20 protein-coding genes and 1 pseudogene are annotated in these 20,594 nt (G+C 58.0%); 12 read left to right on the top strand and 9 right to left on the bottom strand.

The window, feature by feature from the left end:
• The first annotated feature begins 139 nt into the window (after window positions 1–139).
• On the top strand, window positions 140–895 hold the full coding sequence (locus tag ACH2ED_RS03470) for a sugar phosphate isomerase/epimerase family protein (RefSeq protein ID WP_395088815.1): 756 nt from the start codon (window positions 140–142) through the stop codon (window positions 893–895).
• A gap of 829 nt (window positions 896–1,724) precedes the next feature.
• A complete protein-coding gene (locus ACH2ED_RS03465) occupies window positions 1,725–2,498 on the top strand; it encodes a helix-turn-helix domain-containing protein (protein ID WP_395088814.1) in 774 nt (257 codons plus the stop codon).
• A 16-nt stretch (window positions 2,499–2,514) separates the two neighbouring features.
• Here ACH2ED_RS03465 and topA read toward each other — a convergent pair whose 3' ends face one another.
• Window positions 2,515–4,809: a type I DNA topoisomerase gene (topA, locus tag ACH2ED_RS03460; RefSeq protein ID WP_395088813.1), complete on the bottom strand. Its 2,295-nt coding sequence runs from the start codon at window positions 4,807–4,809 to the stop codon at window positions 2,515–2,517.
• Window positions 4,810–4,894: 85 nt separating this feature from the next.
• Here topA and ACH2ED_RS03455 point away from each other — a divergent pair, with 85 nt between their 5' ends.
• A complete protein-coding gene (locus ACH2ED_RS03455) occupies window positions 4,895–5,503 on the top strand; it encodes a hypothetical protein (RefSeq protein WP_395088812.1) in 609 nt (202 codons plus the stop codon).
• Between the two features lie 2 nt (window positions 5,504–5,505).
• On the opposite strand, the gene ACH2ED_RS03450 is transcribed toward ACH2ED_RS03455, so the two are convergent.
• Window positions 5,506–5,970 carry a 23S rRNA (pseudouridine(1915)-N(3))-methyltransferase RlmH gene (locus tag ACH2ED_RS03450; protein WP_395088811.1) on the bottom strand — a complete coding sequence of 155 codons (465 nt, stop codon included), beginning with the start codon at window positions 5,968–5,970 and terminating at the stop codon, window positions 5,506–5,508.
• Window positions 5,971–6,474 (bottom strand): hypothetical protein, encoded by a 504-nt coding sequence (locus tag ACH2ED_RS03445; protein ID WP_395088810.1) that lies wholly within the window; start codon window positions 6,472–6,474, stop codon window positions 5,971–5,973.
• Between the two features lie 48 nt (window positions 6,475–6,522).
• Between ACH2ED_RS03445 and ACH2ED_RS03440 the strand changes: the two genes are divergently transcribed.
• Window positions 6,523–7,887, top strand: a complete 1,365-nt coding sequence (locus ACH2ED_RS03440) for a DUF1552 domain-containing protein (protein WP_395088809.1) — start codon at window positions 6,523–6,525, stop codon at window positions 7,885–7,887.
• Here the strand turns inward: ACH2ED_RS03440 and ACH2ED_RS03435 are convergent.
• From ACH2ED_RS03435 to ACH2ED_RS03425, 3 genes are all read right to left on the bottom strand, one after another.
• Window positions 7,884–8,519 carry a tetratricopeptide repeat protein gene (locus ACH2ED_RS03435; RefSeq protein ID WP_395088808.1) on the bottom strand — a complete coding sequence of 212 codons (636 nt, stop codon included), beginning with the start codon at window positions 8,517–8,519 and terminating at the stop codon, window positions 7,884–7,886. The two genes, ACH2ED_RS03440 and ACH2ED_RS03435, sit on opposite strands and share 4 nt — an antisense overlap.
• Entirely contained in the window at window positions 8,516–9,844 is a 1,329-nt protein-coding gene (locus tag ACH2ED_RS03430) for an adenylosuccinate synthase (protein ID WP_395088807.1), read from the bottom strand. The genes ACH2ED_RS03435 and ACH2ED_RS03430 overlap by 4 nt, the downstream gene beginning before the upstream one ends.
• Window positions 9,845–9,981: 137 nt before the next feature.
• On the bottom strand, window positions 9,982–10,341 hold the full coding sequence (locus ACH2ED_RS03425; protein ID WP_395088806.1) for a hypothetical protein: 360 nt from the start codon (window positions 10,339–10,341) through the stop codon (window positions 9,982–9,984).
• A gap of 339 nt (window positions 10,342–10,680) precedes the next feature.
• Between ACH2ED_RS03425 and ACH2ED_RS03420 the strand changes: the two are divergent.
• Window positions 10,681–10,836: pseudogene (locus tag ACH2ED_RS03420) on the top strand (DNA alkylation repair protein); the annotation flags it as partial.
• Here the strand turns inward: ACH2ED_RS03420 and ACH2ED_RS03415 are convergent.
• A complete protein-coding gene (locus ACH2ED_RS03415; RefSeq protein WP_395088805.1) occupies window positions 10,820–11,527 on the bottom strand; it encodes a hypothetical protein in 708 nt (235 codons plus the stop codon). The pseudogene ACH2ED_RS03420 and the gene ACH2ED_RS03415 sit on opposite strands and share 17 nt — an antisense overlap.
• Before the next feature lie 76 nt (window positions 11,528–11,603).
• On the opposite strand from ACH2ED_RS03415, the gene purE reads away from it, so the two are divergent.
• The 7 genes from purE (at window position 11,604) to ACH2ED_RS03380 (ending at window position 18,684) form a co-directional block, all read left to right on the top strand.
• Complete coding sequence (gene purE, locus ACH2ED_RS03410; protein WP_395088819.1) at window positions 11,604–12,065, top strand: 5-(carboxyamino)imidazole ribonucleotide mutase; 462 nt, start codon at window positions 11,604–11,606, stop codon at window positions 12,063–12,065.
• 1 nt (window position 12,066) lies between these two features.
• A complete protein-coding gene (locus ACH2ED_RS03405; protein ID WP_395088804.1) occupies window positions 12,067–13,533 on the top strand; it encodes an Eco57I restriction-modification methylase domain-containing protein in 1,467 nt (488 codons plus the stop codon).
• Window positions 13,530–14,471, top strand: coding sequence for a BsuBI/PstI family type II restriction endonuclease (locus tag ACH2ED_RS03400; RefSeq protein WP_395088803.1), 942 nt, complete (start codon window positions 13,530–13,532; stop codon window positions 14,469–14,471). The genes ACH2ED_RS03405 and ACH2ED_RS03400 overlap by 4 nt, the downstream gene beginning before the upstream one ends.
• The gene (locus tag ACH2ED_RS03395) at window positions 14,468–15,586 is read left to right on the top strand and encodes a 5-(carboxyamino)imidazole ribonucleotide synthase (RefSeq protein WP_395088802.1); all 1,119 of its coding nucleotides are present in this window, start codon (window positions 14,468–14,470) and stop codon (window positions 15,584–15,586) included. Before ACH2ED_RS03400 ends, ACH2ED_RS03395 begins: the two co-directional genes overlap by 4 nt.
• A gap of 104 nt (window positions 15,587–15,690) precedes the next feature.
• Entirely contained in the window at window positions 15,691–17,073 is a 1,383-nt protein-coding gene (gene murA / locus ACH2ED_RS03390) for a UDP-N-acetylglucosamine 1-carboxyvinyltransferase (RefSeq protein ID WP_395088801.1), read from the top strand.
• Entirely contained in the window at window positions 17,070–18,095 is a 1,026-nt protein-coding gene (locus ACH2ED_RS03385; RefSeq protein ID WP_395088800.1) for a rod shape-determining protein, read from the top strand. The genes murA and ACH2ED_RS03385 overlap by 4 nt, the downstream gene beginning before the upstream one ends.
• A 19-nt stretch (window positions 18,096–18,114) precedes the next feature.
• Window positions 18,115–18,684: a hypothetical protein gene (locus tag ACH2ED_RS03380; RefSeq protein ID WP_395088799.1), complete on the top strand. Its 570-nt coding sequence runs from the start codon at window positions 18,115–18,117 to the stop codon at window positions 18,682–18,684.
• On the opposite strand, the gene ACH2ED_RS03375 is transcribed toward ACH2ED_RS03380, so the two are convergent.
• Both ACH2ED_RS03375 and ACH2ED_RS03370 read right to left on the bottom strand, forming a co-directional pair.
• Window positions 18,685–19,620, bottom strand: coding sequence for a hypothetical protein (locus tag ACH2ED_RS03375; protein WP_395088798.1), 936 nt, complete (start codon window positions 19,618–19,620; stop codon window positions 18,685–18,687).
• Complete coding sequence (locus ACH2ED_RS03370) at window positions 19,617–20,588, bottom strand: hypothetical protein (RefSeq protein ID WP_395088797.1); 972 nt, start codon at window positions 20,586–20,588, stop codon at window positions 19,617–19,619. Before ACH2ED_RS03370 ends, ACH2ED_RS03375 begins: the two co-directional genes overlap by 4 nt.
• Window positions 20,589–20,594 lie beyond the last annotated feature (6 nt).

The following is a 20,594-nucleotide window of genomic DNA, read 5'->3' as shown; positions in this document are numbered from 1 at the left end:
TGCTTGAGACCCCAATGCCTGAAGTAGCTCAAGCGAGCCAAAAGGAGGAATCCTTGACAGGCTGACGGCATTCACAATTATAGATGCGCTGGCCCTGGTACCCGCAGGAAATAGAGGGTCTGATGGTGAAGAAAAGGGCATGACGAAAATTCCGGTTTGTTTACAGATGTACACCGTTCGCGACGATGCACAGCGCGATCTGGCGGGGACACTGGCCACAGTTGCGCGGCTTGGCTATGCAGGTGTCGAGCTGGCGGGGTATGCAGGGAAGACGGCGGCGGAGGTCAAGGCACTTCTGGATGCCAATGGGCTTCAGGCAATCGGGGCCCATGTTGGGGTGGACACCGTGATCGGTAGCCCTGCGCAGGCAATCGCCGATGCCAAGCTCTTTGGCTACGACTACGTGATTGTCCCGTGGATCGGCAAGCCCTACACCGAGTCGCTGGATGGCTACCGGAAGCTGGGCGCGGAGCTCTCGGCGGTCGCGCCGCAGTATGCCGATGCCGGACTCACTCTCTGCTACCATAACCACGCCTTCGAGTTCGATCTCTCCGAGGGGGACAAGACCGGACTGGACGTGCTTTTCGAGGCTGCCCCTGATGTCCAGGCGGAACTGGATACGTTCTGGGTAAAAAAAGGCGGCCAAGACATCCCCGAGTATCTTAAGCGTCTCTCTGGCCGTGTGCCCCTCGTTCACCTGAAGGACATGGACTCTCAAGGCAACTTCGCGCCCGTCGGGGCAGGGACCGTAGACTACCCGGCGCTCTTCGCGGCGGCGGAAGCGGCGGGAGCAAAGTTCTACATGGTGGAACAAGATAGCTGCCAGGCACCCCTCACACCACTGGAGTCTATTCAAATTAGTATCGAAAACCTTAGAGCCTGGGGCAAGGTCTGAGGCAGATATGCGCATCGTCGGCTGGGGCGGTCTCGTATTTTGCTGTTTTGGTTTGCTGGTAGATCTCGCTGCGTATCAAAATGTCACACAGTCCGGGGCGGGGCCCGAGCTGGCTGACTCTCTGCAAACACTATTTTGGGGGATGGCGCTGTTTCCCATCGGGGGGATACTCTCCCTTGTTTTGCTACGAAGAAGCAATCAGAGGATTCCGTCAAATAGGCTATGATATACTAAATAAAGTATTGACACACCTTTGACACGGGAACTTTCGGGGCTAAGTGAGTGTCTAAGATAGTGGCTTTTCCTCCCTAAGCCAAGAATTGTGCAGAAATAGTATATGATGACGTCTGATTCCGCGTTTTTACCTCGCCGCCGCCAAGAAGTTCTCAGCCGAGTACGGCAAAGACAAGCGCTTAGGAAACCGCAATCGAAAGAAGAAATTCTCGAAGAAGAGCGGAAGATATTTGCTGAGGATGATGAATATGTCCCTCAGCTTCTTCGTCACTATGCTCAGATGCTTGGTGAAAGCCCTTTAGCACTTATCCCTCAAGAAGAAATCGGGAATATGGCGAATCCTGTGATTCCCTCTATTCCTAATTTTCAACAGTCAGTTCTTCCTCCTATTCGACAACGAGACAGTATACTAGAGCCTCCTATTGTTGTACAAAAAGAACTGACAGAGTTTGATAGACATCACAATGCGGTTCGGATGTATGTTGTTCAGCAATTTCAAGAAGGTAAGAAATCTCGTGAGATTGCGGAGATGATTGGTCTGACTCCTCATAAACTATCACGATGGTATAATCTGGTTAAAGATCTTCCCACGACGATGCAACTTTGGACACCGTTGTTTAAAGAGGAGGAAGTGGGAGAGTGGGATTCGAGTACCTCTGAGCCGGAGGAGGAAATCCCGGTTGTAGAACCCGAGGTGCCTCGCCCTGCTCCCCGACTTCGTGAGCCAAGCCCTGAGGCCGTCAGAGCCGCCAAAGGTGCTCTGCGTCAGGCAGCTAAGAACTCACAGATCGTGCGGGATCAGGAAGCGATTCAGCTCTGGATCGCGCAGAATCTATCTCCTGAGGAAGACGCCACTGTAGGAAACCGACTTGCCGCTCTCGCATTTCACCGTGATAATTGGAGCCTCTCTCGGATTGCGCGGGCACTGGATCTCGATGTGTCCACTGTGAGTCGTTGGATGACCCGTGCGAAACAAGCGGAACAGGCGGAGGTTGCCCTTCAGAAGGGGATGGATCAGCGCCGCGCGGAGCTGAGGCTAAAGGCGGAGCGCGTGGCAAAAAAAGCGACGCCTCCCGTCCGACGGCAACCGCGTCCCAAAGTTACCCCACCCCGCCCGATTGTCCCGCTCTCTGCAATGGCAAAGCGCTCCATGGGGATACTCAAGGCGGTTTTAGAACAGGCCGAGACAAGCGCACTAGGGATATTGAGCTTACCCGTCGCCAGTGCCATAGAGCGGGAGCGCATCATGGCTGTTCTCTCCATGTTGGATGTTCAGCCCAGCCGACCCGTGGCAAATGGCAAAGGATTCCTGATCCCGCTCCCACCGGAAGAGGCTGTTTTTCTCACCCGCACCCTGGCGCAGAGCTAACTGAGCAGCCGAGGCACTAGACCTCGGCTGTTTCTTCTTTTGGAGATGCCTTGATGCTCTCCGAGTAGCCGCACTCTTTACTGGCACACCCGATTCCTGTAAGCCGCCCTTTAAAGACTTTCTCATGGAGCAGGCCACCGCACTGAGGACACTTGCGGTCAGTGAGAGGCTTGCCGGGCAGCGCGGTCTTGCAGGCAGGGTACTGGTTACAGGAGTAGAATATCCCGGTTCGGCTACGCTTCTCGACAAACTCACCCTTGCCGCACGCGAAGCACTTCACTCCCGTAGACACGGCCTCCGCCTTATCTTTGTGGATGTACTTGCACTCGGGGTAGCCCGGGCACGCGAGAAACTTACCAAAGCGCCCCGTCTTCTCCACCAGCAGCCGGCTGCAATTCGGGCAGGGAATCTCGGAGACCACGGGCTCGGCAACCGGCACCGGCTCGCCATCAACGCCCTCGGCGGCGACTTTCTCGCTGTACTTACAGGTCGGGTAGTTTGAGCAGGAGATAAACTTGCCAAACCGGCTGAACTTCTCCACGAGTGGGCTCGCGCACTCCGGGCAGGGACGGCCAATATCCTTGGCGAACTTGCCCATGTTCTCGTCGGCGGCTTTTAGAGCCTTCTCAAACGGCGCGTAGAACTCCTTGAGAAGCGCCACACGGGTTTCCTTGCCCTCCTCGATAGCATCGAGGCGCTCCTCCATACCCGCGGTGAAGTGGACATCGAGAATTTGCGGGAACGCTTGCACCAGTAAATCCGTCACCACTAAGCCCAGATCAGTTGGCTGAAATTTCTTCTCATTGAGCGCGACATAGCCTCTGTCCTGGATAGTGGAAATAAACGAGGCGTAGGTGCTTGGGCGCCCGATTCCTTGCTCCTCCATCATCTTGACCAGGGTGGCTTCCGTGAAGCGGGGAGGGGGCTCAGTGAAGTGCTGCTTGGGCAGGAGCTTGAGCAGATCCAGTGGCTGGCCCTCATTCAGCGGCGGCAATGGCGGCTTCTCGTCATCGTCCACCTGCGCAGGATTATCTTTGCCCTCGGTGTAGACCCGCAAGAAACCATCGAACTTAATAGTCGAGCCCGTCGCGCGAAACGTGTACTTCGCAGCCTCAATATCCGCCTGCACAACATCCATGACGGCGGGAGACATCTGCGAGGCGATAAAACGCAGCCAGATCAGCCGGTAGAGCTTGTACTGATCGGCGTTGAGGCGTGTCTTGATGCCATCGGGATCACGGGCGATGTAGGTGGGACGGATTGCCTCGTGCGCATCTTGAGCCGCATTTTTAGACTTATAGACATTGAACTTCTCGGGGGCGTAGGGCTTGCCAAAGGTGGAGACAATGTACTCCTTGGCCGCTGTCTGTGCCTCGCCCGCCACACGGGTCGAGTCGGTGCGCATGTAGGTGATGAGCCCGACAGTGCCCGCCTCGCCGCCCAGGTCAATTCCTTCGTAGAGCTGCTGCGCCACGGACATCGTGCGCTTACTGGTGAAGCCTAGCTTGCGCGCCGCCTCTTGTTGGACCGTGGACGTAATAAACGGGGCGTAGGGCCGCCGCTGACGCTCGGATTTCTTGACCTTGGCAACCTGCCACGCGGCTTTCTCGACCGCCTGAAGCACCGTCATGGTCTGCTCCTCGGTCTTGATCTCAAGCTTCTTGCCCTCAAAACCAACAAAGCTGGCATCGAAGGTCTGCTTCTTGCCGGTCTGGGGCGCAAGATTTGCCGTGAGGCTCCAGTACTCCACGGGCACAAACGCGAGAATCTCCCGCTCTCTGTCGCAGACCAGGCGCACGGTCACGGACTGAACGCGTCCGGCGGAGAGATCCTTGCGCACTTTTTTCCAGAGCAGGGGGCTGATCTTGTAGCCCACCAGGCGATCCAGTGTCCGCCGCGTCTCCTGCGCCTCCACTTTATCCTGATTGATATCACGCGGATTGGCGAGCGCGGCTTGAACGGCGGACTTGGTAAACTCGTTGAAGACAATGCGCTTGATCCGCGACTTGGGCAGCTTGAGCGCCGCCGCAATATGCCAGGAGATTGCCTCGCCCTCGCGGTCAGGGTCTGAGGCGAGGTAGATGGTGTCGCAGCCCTTGGCCGCCGCCGCGAGCTTGCTTAAAACGTCTTTACGATCCGTCAGCGGCTCGTAGGTCAGTGCAAAATCATTCTCAATATCAACCGATAGCTTGGACTTGGGGAGGTCACGGACATGGCCCATGCTGGCCTCTACTTTATAGTCCGGGCCCAGAAATCCTTTAAGGGTCTTGGTTTTTGCGGGTGATTCCACGATGATGAGCGATCTTGCCATATAGTTAGTTCCTGAAGATGATGCCGCCGATTGTATCGCGGTAGGTTCGTCTTTCGCAACGAGAGTGTACAATCCTTTTAAGAGAATGGTTCCTGGCCCTGAGTTTTATTGGCACGCGACGCCCCTTCTGTTTCTTCCAGCGATACTCACGGAAGGGGCACTACGAGCATCGGCAAACCCGCGCCCGAGCGCACTTGCCCGTCGCCGCAAGCTGGGTTTGGACGGCTACCTCCACTTTTCGCTCGCCTCAAAGACGCCGCTTCTCGCCGACAAGCTTAAGCAGGGCTATCCGCATGCGTTGCTTGCATTCGATCCCGTGATTTGGGACTTGCCCGGCGCGGCCTATCTCAAATGGAACACAAAACGCTGGGCGCACCGCGAGGAGTTTATCCCGATCACTGACCCCACTGAGAAAGCCACGTTTCTTGGTGACTGGTGCAGCGGCAAATACCCCTCCGCCGAGCTTCTGGTTCCCGAGCACCTGGCGCTCACCTACGCCATGGATCTCTACTTTGCCTCCCAAGCCGAGGCCGATTGGCTCCAAGGCTTATCTTTCTCCACTCCTCCGATCACGGTCAGCCCGGAAAGGTTCCCCCCAGGGCCGGAACCGGATCTTGCGCCGCTGCACATTTGGTTCGATGCCTGCCGTGCTGCGGGGGAGCTCTTACCGCCGCCGGACCTGCCCTTTGACTGAGGTTATCGGTGGTACGCCTCGCCGCGATTGATCTTGAAGGCGCGGTAGAGCTGCTCGACCAGCACGACGCGGGCGAGAGGATGGGGAAGGGTCATTGGGCCAAACGAGAGCAGGAAGTTCGCCCGGGCACGGACAGCATCGCTGAGGCCATTGGCTCCGCCGATCAAGAAGAGCAAGTGGCTCTCGCCGTCGGTGCAGACCTGCTCTATTTTTGCGGCGAGCGTCTCCGAGGAGATGGCTTTGCCCGTGCCATCGCAGGCCACGACCCAGCCGCGCTCGGGGATTTTCGAAAGAAGCCGCTCGCCCTCTTTTTCGCTGTCCGCTCTTGTGTCTTCCTCGACTTCGAGGAGCTGAAACGTGCTGGTCTGCCCCCCGAGGCGCTTGACGTACTCCGCGACCGCGTCTTTCCAGAACGCCTCGCGCAGCTTGCCGACGCACAGCACGCTCACTTGGGGACGGGCGGCCACTTACTCGCCCTCGCCCGGCAGCGGCGGCAGGTTGGCAATGGAGATCACGCGCCAGTGCGGCTCGATAAAAAAGAGACTTCGGCGGCGGGTCTCCTTGCGCATCACCAGCGTGAGCTGATTGCCGCCCCAGAGGGTCTCATCTCCATCGCCCAGCACCGACGCCGACGTAAAGACAACGCGCTGGTTCGGGTCGCCCTCTGCCGAGGGCAAGATCTTGGGCGGCATCACCTTCACATCGTATTTCATCCCCCGGCCCCCGTTTCGGGCGCGGGCCAGCAGGAGCTGCATCCGGCTCTTGTTCATCATCCCACTTTTAAAGTCGTCGGAGATCAGGTCCATCAGCGCCGACACTTTACCCGCCTGCGCGGCATCGGCAGCCTCTTGCAGCGACTCCGCGATCTGAAGGTCCGGCGTCGCTGCCGGGCGGGGGGCAAGCGACCAGATGCCTGCGACCAACAGCAACAGTGCACACAGCGCCGCGACGATCTTACTTACTTTGCTCATTGGACTACTCCTTATCATATTAATTGCCGCTGCGGTAGAATGGTTACGATGAAGCCTCTCACACGACGAACTGTTTTGCGGGGCGCGGGTGTCGCGCTTGCCCTGCCCGCTTTTGAGGCGCTTGCCCAGACAGCGGAAAAGTCACCTAATCGCCTTGCGGTGCTCTACATGCCCAATGGGGTGAACCCCTTTGCCTGGACCCCACAAGGCACCGGAAGCCAATTCGAGCTCTCCGAGATCCTTGCGCCGCTCGCTCCCGTCAAAAACGATATTCTGGTGCTCACTGAGCTGATGAACAAGGGCTCGATTACCGGGGATGGCCACTACTATAAGATCGCGCCGTTCCTCACGGGCACCACCATCTCTAAGACCACCGGTGCAAATATGAACGCGGGAGGGATCTCGCTCGACCAGTTGATCGCACAGAAGCTCGGGAATCTGACTCCGCTGCCGTCGCTGGAGCTCTCGGTGGACCCCCCAACGACCTACGTTGACATCAATGTCGGGCTGACGGCGCTCTACGGGTCGCACATCTCCTGGAGCACGCCCACCACGCCCGTCTCACGCGAGATCAACCCGCAGGCGGCCTTTGATCGTCTCTTCCGGCAAGGCCAGAAAGGCCGAGGCGTCTCCGCGAGTGATAAGTCTGTTCTTGATGCAGTTCTCGACGATGCAAGTGGGCTGAAGAGAAAAATCAGCGCCGCGGATCGGCTGAAGCTCGAAGAGTATCTCGATGCCGTGCGCGCCGTCGAGAAGCGTATCGCCTTTGATGCCACGCGCCGCAAGGGCTCTATCCTCGACGACCCCATCCTGCGGGCCGAATCCGAGAAGCTCGATAAGCGTATCAAAGACTGGTACGCGGTTCCCGGCGACAAACGCCCACTGGATCACACCGAGCAGGTGCGTATCATGCTGGATTTGATGGTGCTAGGCTTCTGGTCAGACTCCACCCGCGTCTCGACCTTTCTCTTTGGCAACGAGGTCTCCGGGCGAAACTTTGGCTTCCTGCCCGGCGTCAGCGGCGGCCACCACGAGTACAGCCACCACGAGGGCAAGGCGGAGAAGCTCGATCCGTACAAAAAGATCGGAGCCTGGCACTTGGCGCAGTACTCCTACATGCTCCAGCGGCTGAAGAGCATCAAGGACGGTGAGGGGACACTGCTCGATAACTCAATGATTCTCTTTGGCAGCGGCATCAAAGATGGTAACGCGCACAGTCCCTACAACCTGCCGATTGTTCTGGGTGGGCAGGGCGGTGGGACGCTCTCCACCGGGCGGCACCTTACCTACGCCAAAAACACGCCGCTTTGCAACCTTCACCTCGCCCTTCTGCGCCGCATGGGTATCCCCCAAGAGCGCTTCGGAGACAGTACGGAAGAGCTCAAAGGCCTTAGCTCCTTAGATAAGAGCTAACCGAGCGCATCGAAGCGGGCTTGGAGTTCGGCTTGGCGAGCAGGATCGCACTGGGGCCAGATTTCGACGAGCTGAAGGGCCTTCTTGTAGAGGCTGCGGGCCAGTTTTTTATACCCCGCAGCCTCCGAGACGGCGGCGGCGCGGGAGACACAGGTCACCATACCCTCTAAATTCTTGGCGCGGTAGTGGATCTTACAGGCCCGCTCCAGGCTCTTGAGTCCCTCGGGCTCTTGCCCCAGAGCAAGCTGCGAGAGAGTCAGATGGAGATACAGCTCGGGGTTGAGTGTCTTTCCCAGCGCTGCCTCAAAGCACGGGATCGCGGCGAGATGGTTACCCTGTGTGGCATGGGCCTCCCCCAGAGCACTCTGAATCTCGGGGAGCAGCTCGGTGTACTCGATTAGTGTCGCGAGCTTGAGCGCATTGTCGAGGATCGGCTCGGCGGCGGTGGGCTCCTCGTGCTCCAAGAAGGCTTGCCCGGCTCGAAGCTGTAGGTACGTGATTTCGGGTGTGTCTTCGAGGCGCTTTGACTGCATCAAGAGCGCCGCCGCATTCACGTAGTGGGCCGCCGCCTGCTCCCAAAGCTCGATCAGAGCAAACTCCTCCGCAGCGCCGCGGTGCTCCTCCCAGGTCATTTTGTTAGGAGTTCGCGGCTGAAAAGCGCGGCGGGGGCAGGCATTCCAGGAGCCACAAGAGTCTGGTCGCGGCGGGGGCCAATGGAAACAAAGCGGGCGGGCACACCGGCGAGCTTCTCGACGAAGCGGACGTAGTCCTGGGCGTTTTGGGGCAAGTCCTCAAAGCGCGTGACATTCTCAATCGAGTCCTCGGGCCAGCCGGGAAGCGCCTCATAGACGGGCTCACAGCCATCGAGCAGGCAGACATCGCCCGCGGGAAAGTGCTTTAAGAGGACGCCGTCTTTGGTGTAGCCGACACAAACATTAATGGTCGCAAAGCCCGCGAGCACGTCTAAGTGGCCCACACAGATTCCCGTCAGACCATTGACCCGCGCCGCATACTGAAGCGCAAAGCCATCGAGCCAGCCGATGCGCCGTGGTCTGCCTGTGGTTGTACCGTACTCACGGCCCCGCTCGCGGATGCGCTCGCCGCGCGCATCGAGAAGCTCCGTGGGAACCGTCCCGGCCCCGACACGGCTGGTGTAGGCCTTCACGACCCCGATGATCTCGGTGATGGCGGTGGGAGGGATGCCGGTTCCGATGCACGCGCCGCCCGAGAGGGGATGCGAGCTGGTGACATAGGGGTAGGTGCCGCCGTCTATGTCCAGCATCGTGGCCTGAGCGCCCTCAAACAAAATGCGCTTCTGCGCCGCCAGTGCATCCCCCGCGAGTGCCTGGGTGTCGCAGACAAAGCGTGCCAGCTTCTCCCCGAGCGGCGTTAGCTCCGCGAGGAGCGCCTCAAGGTCTACAGCGTCGGCATCGAATACTTTGGTGAGAATGGCGTTCTTCAGCGGCAGGGCGGCGGAGAGGCGCTCGCGAAGCCGTGTGGGGCTAACCAGATCGCCCATCCGAATCCCGACCCGGCTGGCCTTGTCGGCGTAGCAAGGGCCGACCCCACGCCCCGTGGTGCCAATCGCGCCCGCACCCTTGAGCTTCTCTTCGAGCTGGTCGAGGAGGCGGTGGTAGGGCAAGATCACATGAGCATTGTGGGAGATTCGCAGATTGCTGGTGTCCACGCCGACGGCTCCCAGTGTCTCCAGCTCCTTGACAAGGGTCGCGGGGTCAATCACCATGCCATCGGCCATGAGGCATAGAATCTTGGGATTGAGAATCCCTGAGGGAATGAGATGGAACTTATAGGTGTTCTCACCCACATGAACGGTATGGCCCGCATTCGGCCCGCCGCCGTAGCGAATCACGATATCCGCGTCCTGCGCGAGGAGATCCACCAGCTTTCCCTTAGCCTCGTCCCCCCAGTGCGTCCCCACGACCACGACCGCGCCCATAGACCTACTCCCCCAAACAAAAAAAAGGATAGCGAGTCGCTACCCTACATAAGGATTTCCGTTTGCGCAAAAGCGCAGTGAAATTATATCACGACTTTACCCCCGGAAGGGACGTGCAGCGGGTAGCAAAAACCTCGTCACCGCTTCCCAGGCAACGGCTGCTTCTTCACCTTCACCCCATTATTCGTGTCCTCGGTCTTCTTGTTGCCCGTCTTCACCTGCGCCGCGCCGACATCCGCCCCCATGTCCTGCTCCTCGCCGCCCGAGTTCGCCGACGACTCCCGGCCCGCCTTGCCCTCACTTGTAGGAAGCTGGCTCACCTCATCGTCCACGAGCTGCGAGTCGCCCCACGGATCAGTCGGCCTCGGTGGGGGAGCCTGCGACTTCATCCCACCACGCACCGGCTGCTCGGGCTGATTATCCCAGTCAATATCCTGAAGCTCCTCGCCCGCGCCGTTATGCTTGCCCTTGTTCGATAGTCCAAATCCTGATGCCATCTCGTTTTTCCTTACTTTCCTAACACGTTCCGCTCCGCGTCCATCAGAGCGAGTCTCTCCCCATTATAGCAACATACCTTTGCGAAGTCAAACTTTCGTTTGCTGGGAGGTCTTCTTCGCCGCCGAGCTGTTCATCGAAGCGCCCGGCTGGGACAACGAGCGCGAACGCCGCAAGCTCTCTGTGCGGCACAAGCTCTCTGTGCGGGCGGAAGGTATCTTGCATGTACGCGTGATAAATGCCCGGCAGGGTGCAGGGGACAATCAGTTTGGCGTCAAGCGGGGAGACCTGCGCACCCTCGCTAAAGCAACCAAGAAAACCCCGGAGCTGATCGCGGCACTCTGGCAGAGACTGGCATCAACCACCCGCAGTACCGAGAGCGTGCGATTGCCATCGGGGAACGACTGGGTATCTACCGCGACTATCCGACCTCCAAGGGCTGCACGTCGCCCTTCACCCCCACCTGGATTTCCGCGATGGTTAAGCGCCAGGAGTGATGAGAGGTTCCGCAGGAGCAGGTGATCGGAGCCAGCTCACGAGCGCGACTCGGAGAGCCTCAGCGTCACGGGCGGTGTCCGAGAGCGAGCGGGCGCTGTCGCGGCACATAAACGCCATGCCTTTCCAATCGGCGCGAACGGGTAGATCGAGCCAGGTGGGGAGCAGGCCCTTGGCATTGGGTTCGGTCTCAGGCGATCCGGCGACGAGCGCACGGGGCAAGGTAATGCGCTGCTTGACCCCCGTGAACTCCAGACGGTCAGGAAAGACGAGAAGCCAGCCCCAGTCGGGCGTGAACGGGCCACGTCGCCCCTGAACACGAAGTTCGACAAAATGACGCGCCAAGGATACCTCGTCGGTGCAGAGCGCCTCGGCGTGGGGCAAAAGAACGGCTCGCGCTCGCGCCGAGCCGAGAATGCCAAGCTTGTCGTGGAGCAGGTACATCATGCTCCAGCTTCCCACGGTCGCCAGTGCCAGCGGCAACAGTGGCCCAAAACTTCTGCGGCCCAGCGCGATGGTCACTCCCTCTATGACCGTCCGGAACGCGAAGGCAAAATAGATCAACGCGAGAACTCCCACGATCAGTGCAATCAGATGCAGAAGGTGAACCGTCGCTTGAAGCCTGCCCAGACGCCGCCTCACGATTGGAGGTTGGGGAGCCACAGACACAATTAGGCCATTGGAATGAGACATGTGGCTTTATTATAGCTTGATTGTCGCAGGGTACAATGACCACGTGAAAAATGAGGCTATTCTGGTTGGCATAATCATGGGCAGTGCCAGCGACTGGGAGACGATGCGACCGGCCCACGAGACACTCGATCAGTTCGGGGTGCCCCATGAGTGTAAAATTGTCAGTGCCCACCGCACCCCAGAGCTACTAAAAGAATACTCGGAGGGCGCGGAGGGCCGTGGGCTGGAAGTGCTGATCGCGGGCGCGGGCGGCGCGGCCCATCTGCCCGGCATGGCGGCAGCGTTCTCCGTTCTCCCGGTTCTCGGGGTTCCAGTCGAGAGCCACGCGCTGAAGGGAATGGACTCACTCCTCTCCATTGTCCAGATGCCCGGCGGTATTCCCGTGGCCACCCTCGCAATCGGCAAGGCGGGGGCAATCAATGCCGCACTGCTAGCCGTGGCGATTCTTGCCAGCTCCCGACCAGAGCTGCGCCAGAAGCTCCACGCCTTCCGGAAAAGCCAGACCGAAAAAGTGCTGGCGATGGAGCTCCCTCTTTAACGTGACCGAGTTCTTATGTGGCATTGAAGAGCGACGGCGGCAAGTGAGCCTCTCGCTTGATCCTGTTCGTCAGGCTGAGCGAAGCCAGTTCTTCACACCCGTCTCTGTTGCACAGCATATGGCGAGCTTGTTGAGCAGCGCAGAGCCCCATGCATCACTGCTCGATGCGGGGGCGGGTGTCGGAATTCTCTTTGCGGCGGTGGTGGAAGCTCTGTGCCTGCGTTGTGCTCCCCCGAAACGTATTACGATTCTTGCTTGTGAAGCAGATCCGATTCTATGCAATTTTGCCCGACAAACTCTGGAGGATTGCTGTCGGTTAGCGGAGACATTCGGGATTGCTTGCACTGGCGAAATCATCTGCGGAGATTTTTTGAGTTTGGCTGCGCGGTTGATTCAACCTAATTTATTGGATTGCTCCAAAAGCCTAGAAATACGTCCGAACATAGCGATTCTCAATCCTCCCTATCGCAAGATCACCTCGAACTCCCAGGAGCGGCAGACACTAAGGCGCTTGGGGATTGAGACAACAAATCTCTATACTGGATTTGTAGCTACAGCACTTCGGCTTCTGGTACCCTGTGGAGAGCTTGTTGCCATTACGCCACGCAGTTTCTGTAATGGTAGCTACTTCCGTTCTTTTCGGGAAGACTTACTCCAGCGGGCTGCACTGACTCATTTACACTTATTCCAAAGCCGTACCGATACGTTTAGAGAGAGTGCGGTGCTCCAGGAGACTCTTATCTTTCGCACCCAGACGGCGACTGTCCAACCCGATCAGGTTGCGGTGGCGCATCTCAAAGATTTGACGTCTCGTGCAGAGTCACGGGGAGTTGACTTCTCGCAAATCGTTAAGCCAGACGATATCCAACGATATTTTCATATCCCTGACGAAACTGCGGGCAAAGGTTTAAAATTCCAGATGCCTCTATGCGAAATAGGATTGCAAGTCTCGACGGGGAGGGTTGTGGATTTTCGCGCTGCGGAGTTCCTCCGCGCCTGCCCTGATTTTACGACTGCCCCCTTGATTTATCCGATTCACTGTCAGGAAGCAACGGTTTGCTGGCCAAAACTCGAGGCGAAGAAGCCGAATGGATTAGTTGCCAACGCGGCTACGAAAAACCTTCGGGTTCCGAATGGGAACTATGTGCTGGTGAAACGATTTTCAGCAAAGGAACAAAAGCGTCGCATAATGGCGTTTGTCTATGAATCGGCTCGGTTCCCAAAAGCAGACAAAGCGGGGGTTGGGTTTGAGAACCATCTGAACTACTTCCATAAAAACGGAGATGGGATGCAACTTGCGCTTGCATATGGGCTTGCCGCCTATCTTAATTCCGAAGAGGTAGATTACTATTTCCGGCAGTTCAGCGGGCATACGCAAGTCAATGCGACTGACTTGAAAAATCTTTACTATCCTAGTTACGATGAGCTGATTGTTATGGGACAGAGGCAACGGGACGATTCGGCATGACAGAGCACATAACGCAAGCACAGGTAATTCTTCGCGCTCTCGGACTTCCGATTGAGCAACAGAACGAACGAGCAGCTCTGACATTGCTTGCCTTACTGAACCTCCCGCCTGATAAAAGCTGGAGCCTTGTTGAGAATCCTCGAATCGGCATTACGCCCATAATGATATTTGCAAATCAGCAGTATGGGAAAAACTGGGCACCCAATACTCGTGAAACCGTTCGGCGATTTACCATACATCAGTTTCTAGCAGCGGGACTTGTGATTGCGAATCCTGACAAACCAGATCGTGCAGTTAATAGTCCGCATACTGTGTATCAGATAGAACCAATTGCACGGGAGCTAATTCGTACTTTTGGGACGCTTGAGTGGGAAGATAACCTAACTGTTTATGGTGAGTTGCGTCAGTCATTAGTTCAGCGCTATGCCCAGGAGCGAGTTGCACAAAGAATTCCGGTACAAATCGCACAAGGGGGACGGATTTTACTTTCGCCCGGTGGTCAGAATATTCTAATCCAGAAAATCATTGAAGAGTTCGCACCGATTTTTACACCAAGTGCTATGTTGCTCTATGTAGGAGATAGCGACGAGAAATTTTCGTTTTTCGATTTAGAGGCTCTTAGAGCATTGGGAGTTATTATCGAGGAACATGGCAAAATGCCTGATGTCATTCTGCATTTTGCGGAGCGCGGTTGGCTCGTACTGGTTGAAGCAGTGACGTCGCATGGGCCGATTCATCCGCAGCGTCTCGAAGAGCTGCAACGGCTCTTTCAGCATTCAAGCTTAGGTCTGGTGTTTGTTACTTCATTTCTTGATAGGCAAACGTTTAAGAGTTATCTTGCAGAAATTGCCTGGGAGACTGAGGTATGGGTGGCGGATGCGCCTACCCACCTGATTCACTTTAACGGAAAGCGTTTTTTGGGGCCATATAGCGAATGAGTATTTTGAATCCGGGGGCAACCATCGGGGTGCTAGGGAGCGGCCAGCTGGGGCGGATGATGGCGCAGGCGGCGAGTCGGCTGGGCTACCATGTGGCTTGTTTCTCACCCGATGCCTCTCCAACTCCGTGTGCACAGGTGGGTGCGCGCGAGGTGACAGGTAGCTACGACGACTTAGAAGCCGTGGCGGCGTTTGCGAAGTCGGTGGACGTGGTTACCTTCGAGTTTGAGAATGTGAGCTCGGCGGCGGCTGAGACGGCGGCAAAGTATGCCCCCGTGCGCCCTGGAGGGCATGTCTTACACACGACCCAGAACCGGCTGCGCGAGAAGCGCTTTCTCCAGAAAATTGGAGTTCCCACGGCGGCATTTCAGGCCGTCGAGAGCGCTTCTGACTGTGACAGCTTCCACTACCCCGCGATTCTGAAAACCGCAGGCTTTGGCTACGATGGCAAGGGGCAACGAAAAGTGGGGAGCGCCGCCGAGGCAAAGGCGGCCTTTCTCGAGCTAGGCGAGCAAGCGTGCATCCTAGAGGAGCTGGTAGCATTTGCGTACGAGGCGAGCATTGTCGCGGTGCGCGGAAGTGACGGTAGCTTTGTCGCCTTCCCCTTGGTGCGAAACGATCATGTCAACCATATTCTGGATCTGACGACCGTGCCGCTCGCGGGAAGCGCTGAGGCGGAGGCGCTGGCCCAGGGGATTTTAGAGGCACTAGAAGTGGTGGGGGTGCTCTGCGTCGAGCTCTTTGTGACTCCGGAGGGGCAGCTTCTGGTCAATGAGCTGGCGCCACGACCACACAACTCCGGGCACTGGAGCATTGAGGGCGCGGCCACTAGCCAGTTCGAGCAGCAAGTGCGCGCGGTCTGTGGTCTGCCGCTGGGCTCGACGGCGCTTCGTGCGCCTGGAGTTGCGATGGCGAATTTGCTGGGTGATCTCTGGCCCGCTGATGAAACCTCGGCACCAGACTGGGCGGCGGCTCTGGCCGTTCCGGGGCTGCACTTGCACCTTTACGGTAAGGCACAAGCACGCAAAGGGCGCAAGATGGGGCATTTGACCGCACTTGCAGCAACTTCTGAGGAAGCAGTGCAAATGGTGCTACGTGCACGTCAACTGCTCTAGCTGTGTGTCAACTGCTCTAGCTGTCTTTTATAGCATTTTCTTGTTACTCCTTTTCGTTATTCGGCGATACAATGCGGAGGCAATTTTTTTAGAGAAAGTTCATTATGGCAGTAGAGGCACAGAGACAAACACGAGGGAGCGAGTCCGCATTAGGTCTGGAGTTTGGGCGTCGGATGCAGCCGACCCCACAAGAGGCGCGTATCGTCATTCAAGGTGGTCAGGCACTTCGCGGAACGGTTACCGTGGGGGGATCGAAAAACGCCACGCTGGCCCTTATGGCGGGAGTGGTTCTTGCCTCCACAGGCGTGACAGGGCTTAGGCGCGTTCCACGGATCAGTGATATCGCGAACATGGCGACCATCCTACGCGGACTTGGGGTGGAGGTCGAGTTCTCCGAGGATCAGAAAAATATACGCTTCGATGCGACTCACTTGACGTCGTTTGAGCCTTCCGACCAGCTCGTGACGCGGATGCGTGGCTCTCTACAGCTCCTAGGGCCGATTCTAGCGCGTCAGGGACGGGTTCGGCTGGCACCTCCGGGGGGCTGCAATATTGGGGCCCGCGCGTATGATCTTCACTTGAAGGGCCTGATGGCGCTTGGTGCGACAATTGATGAGAGTGGGGGGTATATCTTCGCCGAAGCTCCTGCGGAGGGGCTGCGTGGGGCGCAGGTTTACCTGGACAAACCGTCGGTGGGAGCGACAATGAATCTTCTCATGGCAGCCTCGCTGGCCAAGGGAACCACCATCATCGAAAACGCGGCGCAGGAACCCGATGTCGAAGACCTCGCTCAGTTGATCAACGCGATGGGCGGAAATGTCGTGGGCCACGGGACGGGCATGATCACGGTGGAAGGGGTAGAGGCGCTCCACGGCGTGGATTTTACCGTCTCTCCTGACCGTATTGAAGGCGGAACCCTAGCGATGGCGGCTGCGATTACTGGGGGGGATCTCTTTTTGGAGGGCGCGAATCCCGCACAAATGCGTCCGATCTTGATGAAACTTGCCGAGATGGGGGTCGTTATTGAGGAAGCATCCAACGGAGTCCGTGTGATGCACCCTGGTCATAGCCTAAAGGCAACCGATGTGACAGCCATGCCGCATCCTGGCTTCCCTACCGATCTTCAGCAGCCGATTGCCACGCTCCTGAGCCTTGCGGAAGGGACTGCGATGGTAACGGACACGGTCTACGAAGGCCGGTTCCGCTATCTCAATGAGCTCATCAAAATGGGCGCAAAGGCCCGCTGGGAAGGGCGAACAGCCGTCATTACAGGCGTTGGGAGCCTCTCAGGGGCGGATGTTGAGGCATCGGATCTTCGGGCAGGGGCGGCAATGGTGCTTGCAGGTCTGGTTGCCCAGGGAACGACCCGGGTTTTCTCTGTCCATCACATAGACCGGGGATACGAGTGCTTTACGCAGAAACTAGCCTCTGTGGGAGCGGATATTTGGCGCGAAGATGAGTTCGGTAAGAGAGTGGAGGCGGTGTGAAGATTCGACTGGTTCAGGAGATAGGAATCGACTTGGGCACGGCCAATATTCTGGTCTATCAGCGCGGTAAAGGAATTGTCCTGCGGGAGCCCTCCGTAGTGGCCATTGATAAAACGACCCGAAAGGTCAAGGCAGTGGGGGAGGAGGCGCGACTGATGTTGGGGCGAACTCCTGGTAACATTATCGCAATCCGCCCGATGCAAGATGGCGTGATTGCGGACTACTCCACCACCCGCGAGATGCTACGCGCCTTGATCAGTAAAGTGGTAGGGCGTCGGGGGCCCTTCAAGCCACGTGTTCTGGTGTGTGTGCCCGCCGGTGTCACGAGTGTTGAGAAGCGTGCCGTCCTGCAGGCGACCGAGGAGGCTGGTGCAGGCGTGGCGGCCACCATTGAGGAAACCATGGCAGCGGCGATTGGGGCAGGGCTGCCGATTGCGCTTCCTGGGGGCAATATGGTGGTGGATATTGGCGGTGGCACCACCGATATCGCCGTCATCTCTCTCGGGGGAATCGTGGTGAGCAAGAGCCTGCGCGTCGGTGGCAATAAGATTGATGAGGTCATCATTCGGCACATTAAAAACTCCTACAATCTTATGATCGGTGACCGGACGGCAGAGGACATTAAGATTCGTGTAGGGTCTGCGTTCCCGCTGGAGCAGGAGCTTCGGATGGAGGTCAAGGGCCGCGACTTAGTGGCCGGGCTCCCCAAGACCGTCGAGGTGACCAGTGATGAGATCCGGGAAGCGCTGGCCGAGCCTATCTCACAGATTGTGGATCGTGTTAAAGCCGTTCTGGAGCAAACTCCGCCAGAGCTCTCCTCAGATATTATCGAGCGTGGGATGATGCTCACAGGCGGTGGGGCGCTCTTGCGGGGGCTGGATCGCCTGCTGGCTTTAGCGACCGGGATTCCTGTGCATGTGGCCGATGATCCCCTGTCATGTGTCGCCATTGGCACCGGGCGCGCTCTGGAGGAATTCGATGCCATCCGCAGCAGCCAAAATATCAGTGGGAGCTACGAGTAAAGAGATTAGGGACTTAGGTATGCAAAAAGACGAACATAACCATAGTGACGGTCGGCAGAGTAAAGCGGTGCCCGGATACCAACCTGCTCAGTCCGTGACGCGCTACGAGGCGGTAGTGATTTTGTTTGAGATGCTTACCCATGTCGAGGCCTCTGTGGCACAGCCACGTCGTAGCAAACATGAGGTTCAGCCTGGTCGAAAGAGTAATCTAGCACCCAACCCGAGCAAGGCGAAGAACTACCCAGACGTCCCCGGCAACCACTGGGCGAGCAAGAGCCTTGTCGGGCTGAGCATGCGGGGAGTCTCGCTGGTAGAGGCCCCCCGATTTAGTGGTGAACAAGCTATCACCGGCAATGAGCTTGCGCGCTGGGCGGAGGGGTTTTCCGCGTGGATTGAAGGGCGTCCTGCTACCGTAAAGTCCGTGACAGAGCTGGTGCAGGCGGGCTACCTGCCGCAGACATCCCCGCTGGTGAAGAAGGCAGATAAGGCCATCACCGCTCAGGAGACGACGCAGCTTCTTGTAGGAATGATTGCTCGCTCTCTGGAGAAGGTGACCACCATGTCGCCCGACTCACGCTTCGCGAAATAATCAGCGGCCCAGGCGCTGAATCTGAGGTGTGGTTTCCTCGACGGTAGTCCGGACGCGCCACTCCGGGGCCAGAGTCTGGACAAGTTCCTCTTGTGCTGCCACGACCGATGCGGCATCTTGCGCGACGCGGTTGACGGAGTCGGCGAGCTCCTGGATACGACCTGTCGCCACGCTCTGGGACGCCTGGGAGTAGGAGGGGAGCGATGTGCGCAGTGCCCCGATCTGCCGGTAGACTTCCTCACGCAGAGTCCGGGTACGTCGTGCCAGCTTGGACGCGTTCTGAAGTGCTCGCGCCCGCCTGACTGCCGCCTCAGCCTGTCGGTGCAGTGATTCCGCGATTATCTGATCCGTCTCACGCTTGGAGCGGAAGAGAAGTCCTTCGGCATCGGCGACCAGCTCTCGAATCTCGTCTTCATCTATGGGGGCGGTGGCGGGAAGCGCAGCCACGGCATCACTGAGAGTTCGGATCGTGTCGCGCAGCTCCGCTTCGGCCTCCACCTGAGAAACACTCAGCGCCTGCACTTCCGCCAGAAGCTCAAAGTACGCATCTTCCAGGGTGTGTTTTTGGGGTAGTTGGGGCAGCGGCTGGCCCAGGAGTGTTGAGAAAATCGTGTCCAGAACCGTCGGTATTGCCACAGTCTGGGTGCGTTGTGGCCGAAGCCGAGCCAGCTCCGCCCCCGTCACGGGGGTCTCATAGAGCTGTTTTTTTCGCATCCGGGGCAAGAAGAGCACGATTGCACCACTGGAAAGCGCTCCGACAATCAGGCCCATCACCGGGTTGTTGTTGATGACTCCGACACCGATGCTGGTGGCCGCAGCCACACCACTTGACCGAAGGGTCTGTCGTCGCTCCGCTTCGGGATCCGTGGTTCCTCCACGCTGTCTAATGAGTGCCCCTCCCAGAGTCTTACCCAGATCATTGGGCTTCAGGTTCACGAACTAATCCCTACTTTCTGAAGCTGTGGTGTGTCCAGCTCGGCTCTTGCCGTCGCTAGAGCATCCGCTTCCCGTGCTACGCCGCGCGCAACACTTGCGACTTGCGCCAAACTACCCACGTCCGCTCCCGTTACACTCGTTGAGCCAAGCTCTAGTCGCAGGGCTTCGAGCTGTGCTTGGAGTTCTTGTCTCAGCAGGCTATTGCGCCGTAGGAACGTCGCCGATTTCTCCATAGCACTGGCGCTTCGCTCCAAGGCATCCGCCCGTCGTTCCAGGGACTCCGATGCCACTCGATCTGTCTCCGTAAGTGCCTGTTGACGTAGTCCTTCCGCCTCGCTTCGCAAGCCCTCCGTGTTCCGATTCGCAGTTTCTGCCGGAGCCGGAGGGAGGCGATCCAGCGCCATACCAAGCACTTTAATGGCCTCTTTCAGCTCTTTTTGGGCGGCATCAGGGAGACTTGGTTGGTCAAGTGCTTCTCGAATAAGCAGTAGATAGGAACGCTCTAACTCGTCTTCTTCTTGTGCCAGGAGGGTGTCAAGTTCGTGGGCATTGAGAGGGGTTTTCCCCCAGCGACGCACCAGATTCCCAGGTAAAAATGTCGCGATCCCAAAGCCGGTGAGCGACATCGCCCCGAAAATCCCTGCCATGATAAGCATCTCCGGGCGCTGTCCTGCCTGAGCCGCCATCAAGAGTGCAGGGAAGCCGAAACCAAATCCCCAGCCTCCCCCCAGCCCACCTGCGATTCCGTAAAGCGGTCGGCTCGCGCTATTGACCGCAGTCTGGGCAGCCTCTCCTGTCAGGCCCGTTTCCTTGGCCCACATCCGCGAGAGAAGCGTGGACTTCCCTACGGGCAGGAGCGCATTGTGCAATCGTCGTGATGGGCGCTGGCTGGCATTGACTTGCGCGGCACGCATCTGAAACAGTGCGATGGCGCGGCTGTCGCCCAGGTCGGCGGGAGTGAGTTCCATAGTCGG

The sequence above is a fragment of the Armatimonas sp. genome (genome assembly GCF_043757465.1).
Taxonomy (GTDB): domain Bacteria; phylum Armatimonadota; class Armatimonadia; order Armatimonadales; family Armatimonadaceae; genus Armatimonas.
Note: the sequence above shows the minus strand (reverse complement) of the source record. Positions and strands in the feature narration are given on the sequence as shown.

Coding starts and splice junctions, on each gene's coding strand:
- ACH2ED_RS03470 (WP_395088815.1), top strand. CDS start 140: ATGACGAAAATTCCGGTTTGTTTACAGATGTACACCGTTCGCGACGAT.
- ACH2ED_RS03465 (WP_395088814.1), top strand. CDS start 1,725: ATGCAACTTTGGACACCGTTGTTTAAAGAGGAGGAAGTGGGAGAGTGG.
- topA (WP_395088813.1), bottom strand. CDS start 4,809: ATGGCAAGATCGCTCATCATCGTGGAATCACCCGCAAAAACCAAGACC.
- ACH2ED_RS03455 (WP_395088812.1), top strand. CDS start 4,895: ATGGTTCCTGGCCCTGAGTTTTATTGGCACGCGACGCCCCTTCTGTTT.
- ACH2ED_RS03445 (WP_395088810.1), bottom strand. CDS start 6,474: ATGAGCAAAGTAAGTAAGATCGTCGCGGCGCTGTGTGCACTGTTGCTG.
- ACH2ED_RS03440 (WP_395088809.1), top strand. CDS start 6,523: ATGAAGCCTCTCACACGACGAACTGTTTTGCGGGGCGCGGGTGTCGCG.
- ACH2ED_RS03435 (WP_395088808.1), bottom strand. CDS start 8,519: ATGACCTGGGAGGAGCACCGCGGCGCTGCGGAGGAGTTTGCTCTGATC.
- ACH2ED_RS03430 (WP_395088807.1), bottom strand. CDS start 9,844: ATGGGCGCGGTCGTGGTCGTGGGGACGCACTGGGGGGACGAGGCTAAG.
- ACH2ED_RS03425 (WP_395088806.1), bottom strand. CDS start 10,341: ATGGCATCAGGATTTGGACTATCGAACAAGGGCAAGCATAACGGCGCG.
- ACH2ED_RS03415 (WP_395088805.1), bottom strand. CDS start 11,527: ATGTCTCATTCCAATGGCCTAATTGTGTCTGTGGCTCCCCAACCTCCA.
- purE (WP_395088819.1), top strand. CDS start 11,604: ATGGGCAGTGCCAGCGACTGGGAGACGATGCGACCGGCCCACGAGACA.
- ACH2ED_RS03400 (WP_395088803.1), top strand. CDS start 13,530: ATGACAGAGCACATAACGCAAGCACAGGTAATTCTTCGCGCTCTCGGA.
- ACH2ED_RS03395 (WP_395088802.1), top strand. CDS start 14,468: ATGAGTATTTTGAATCCGGGGGCAACCATCGGGGTGCTAGGGAGCGGC.
- murA (WP_395088801.1), top strand. CDS start 15,691: ATGGCAGTAGAGGCACAGAGACAAACACGAGGGAGCGAGTCCGCATTA.
- ACH2ED_RS03380 (WP_395088799.1), top strand. CDS start 18,115: ATGCAAAAAGACGAACATAACCATAGTGACGGTCGGCAGAGTAAAGCG.
- ACH2ED_RS03370 (WP_395088797.1), bottom strand. CDS start 20,588: ATGGAACTCACTCCCGCCGACCTGGGCGACAGCCGCGCCATCGCACTG.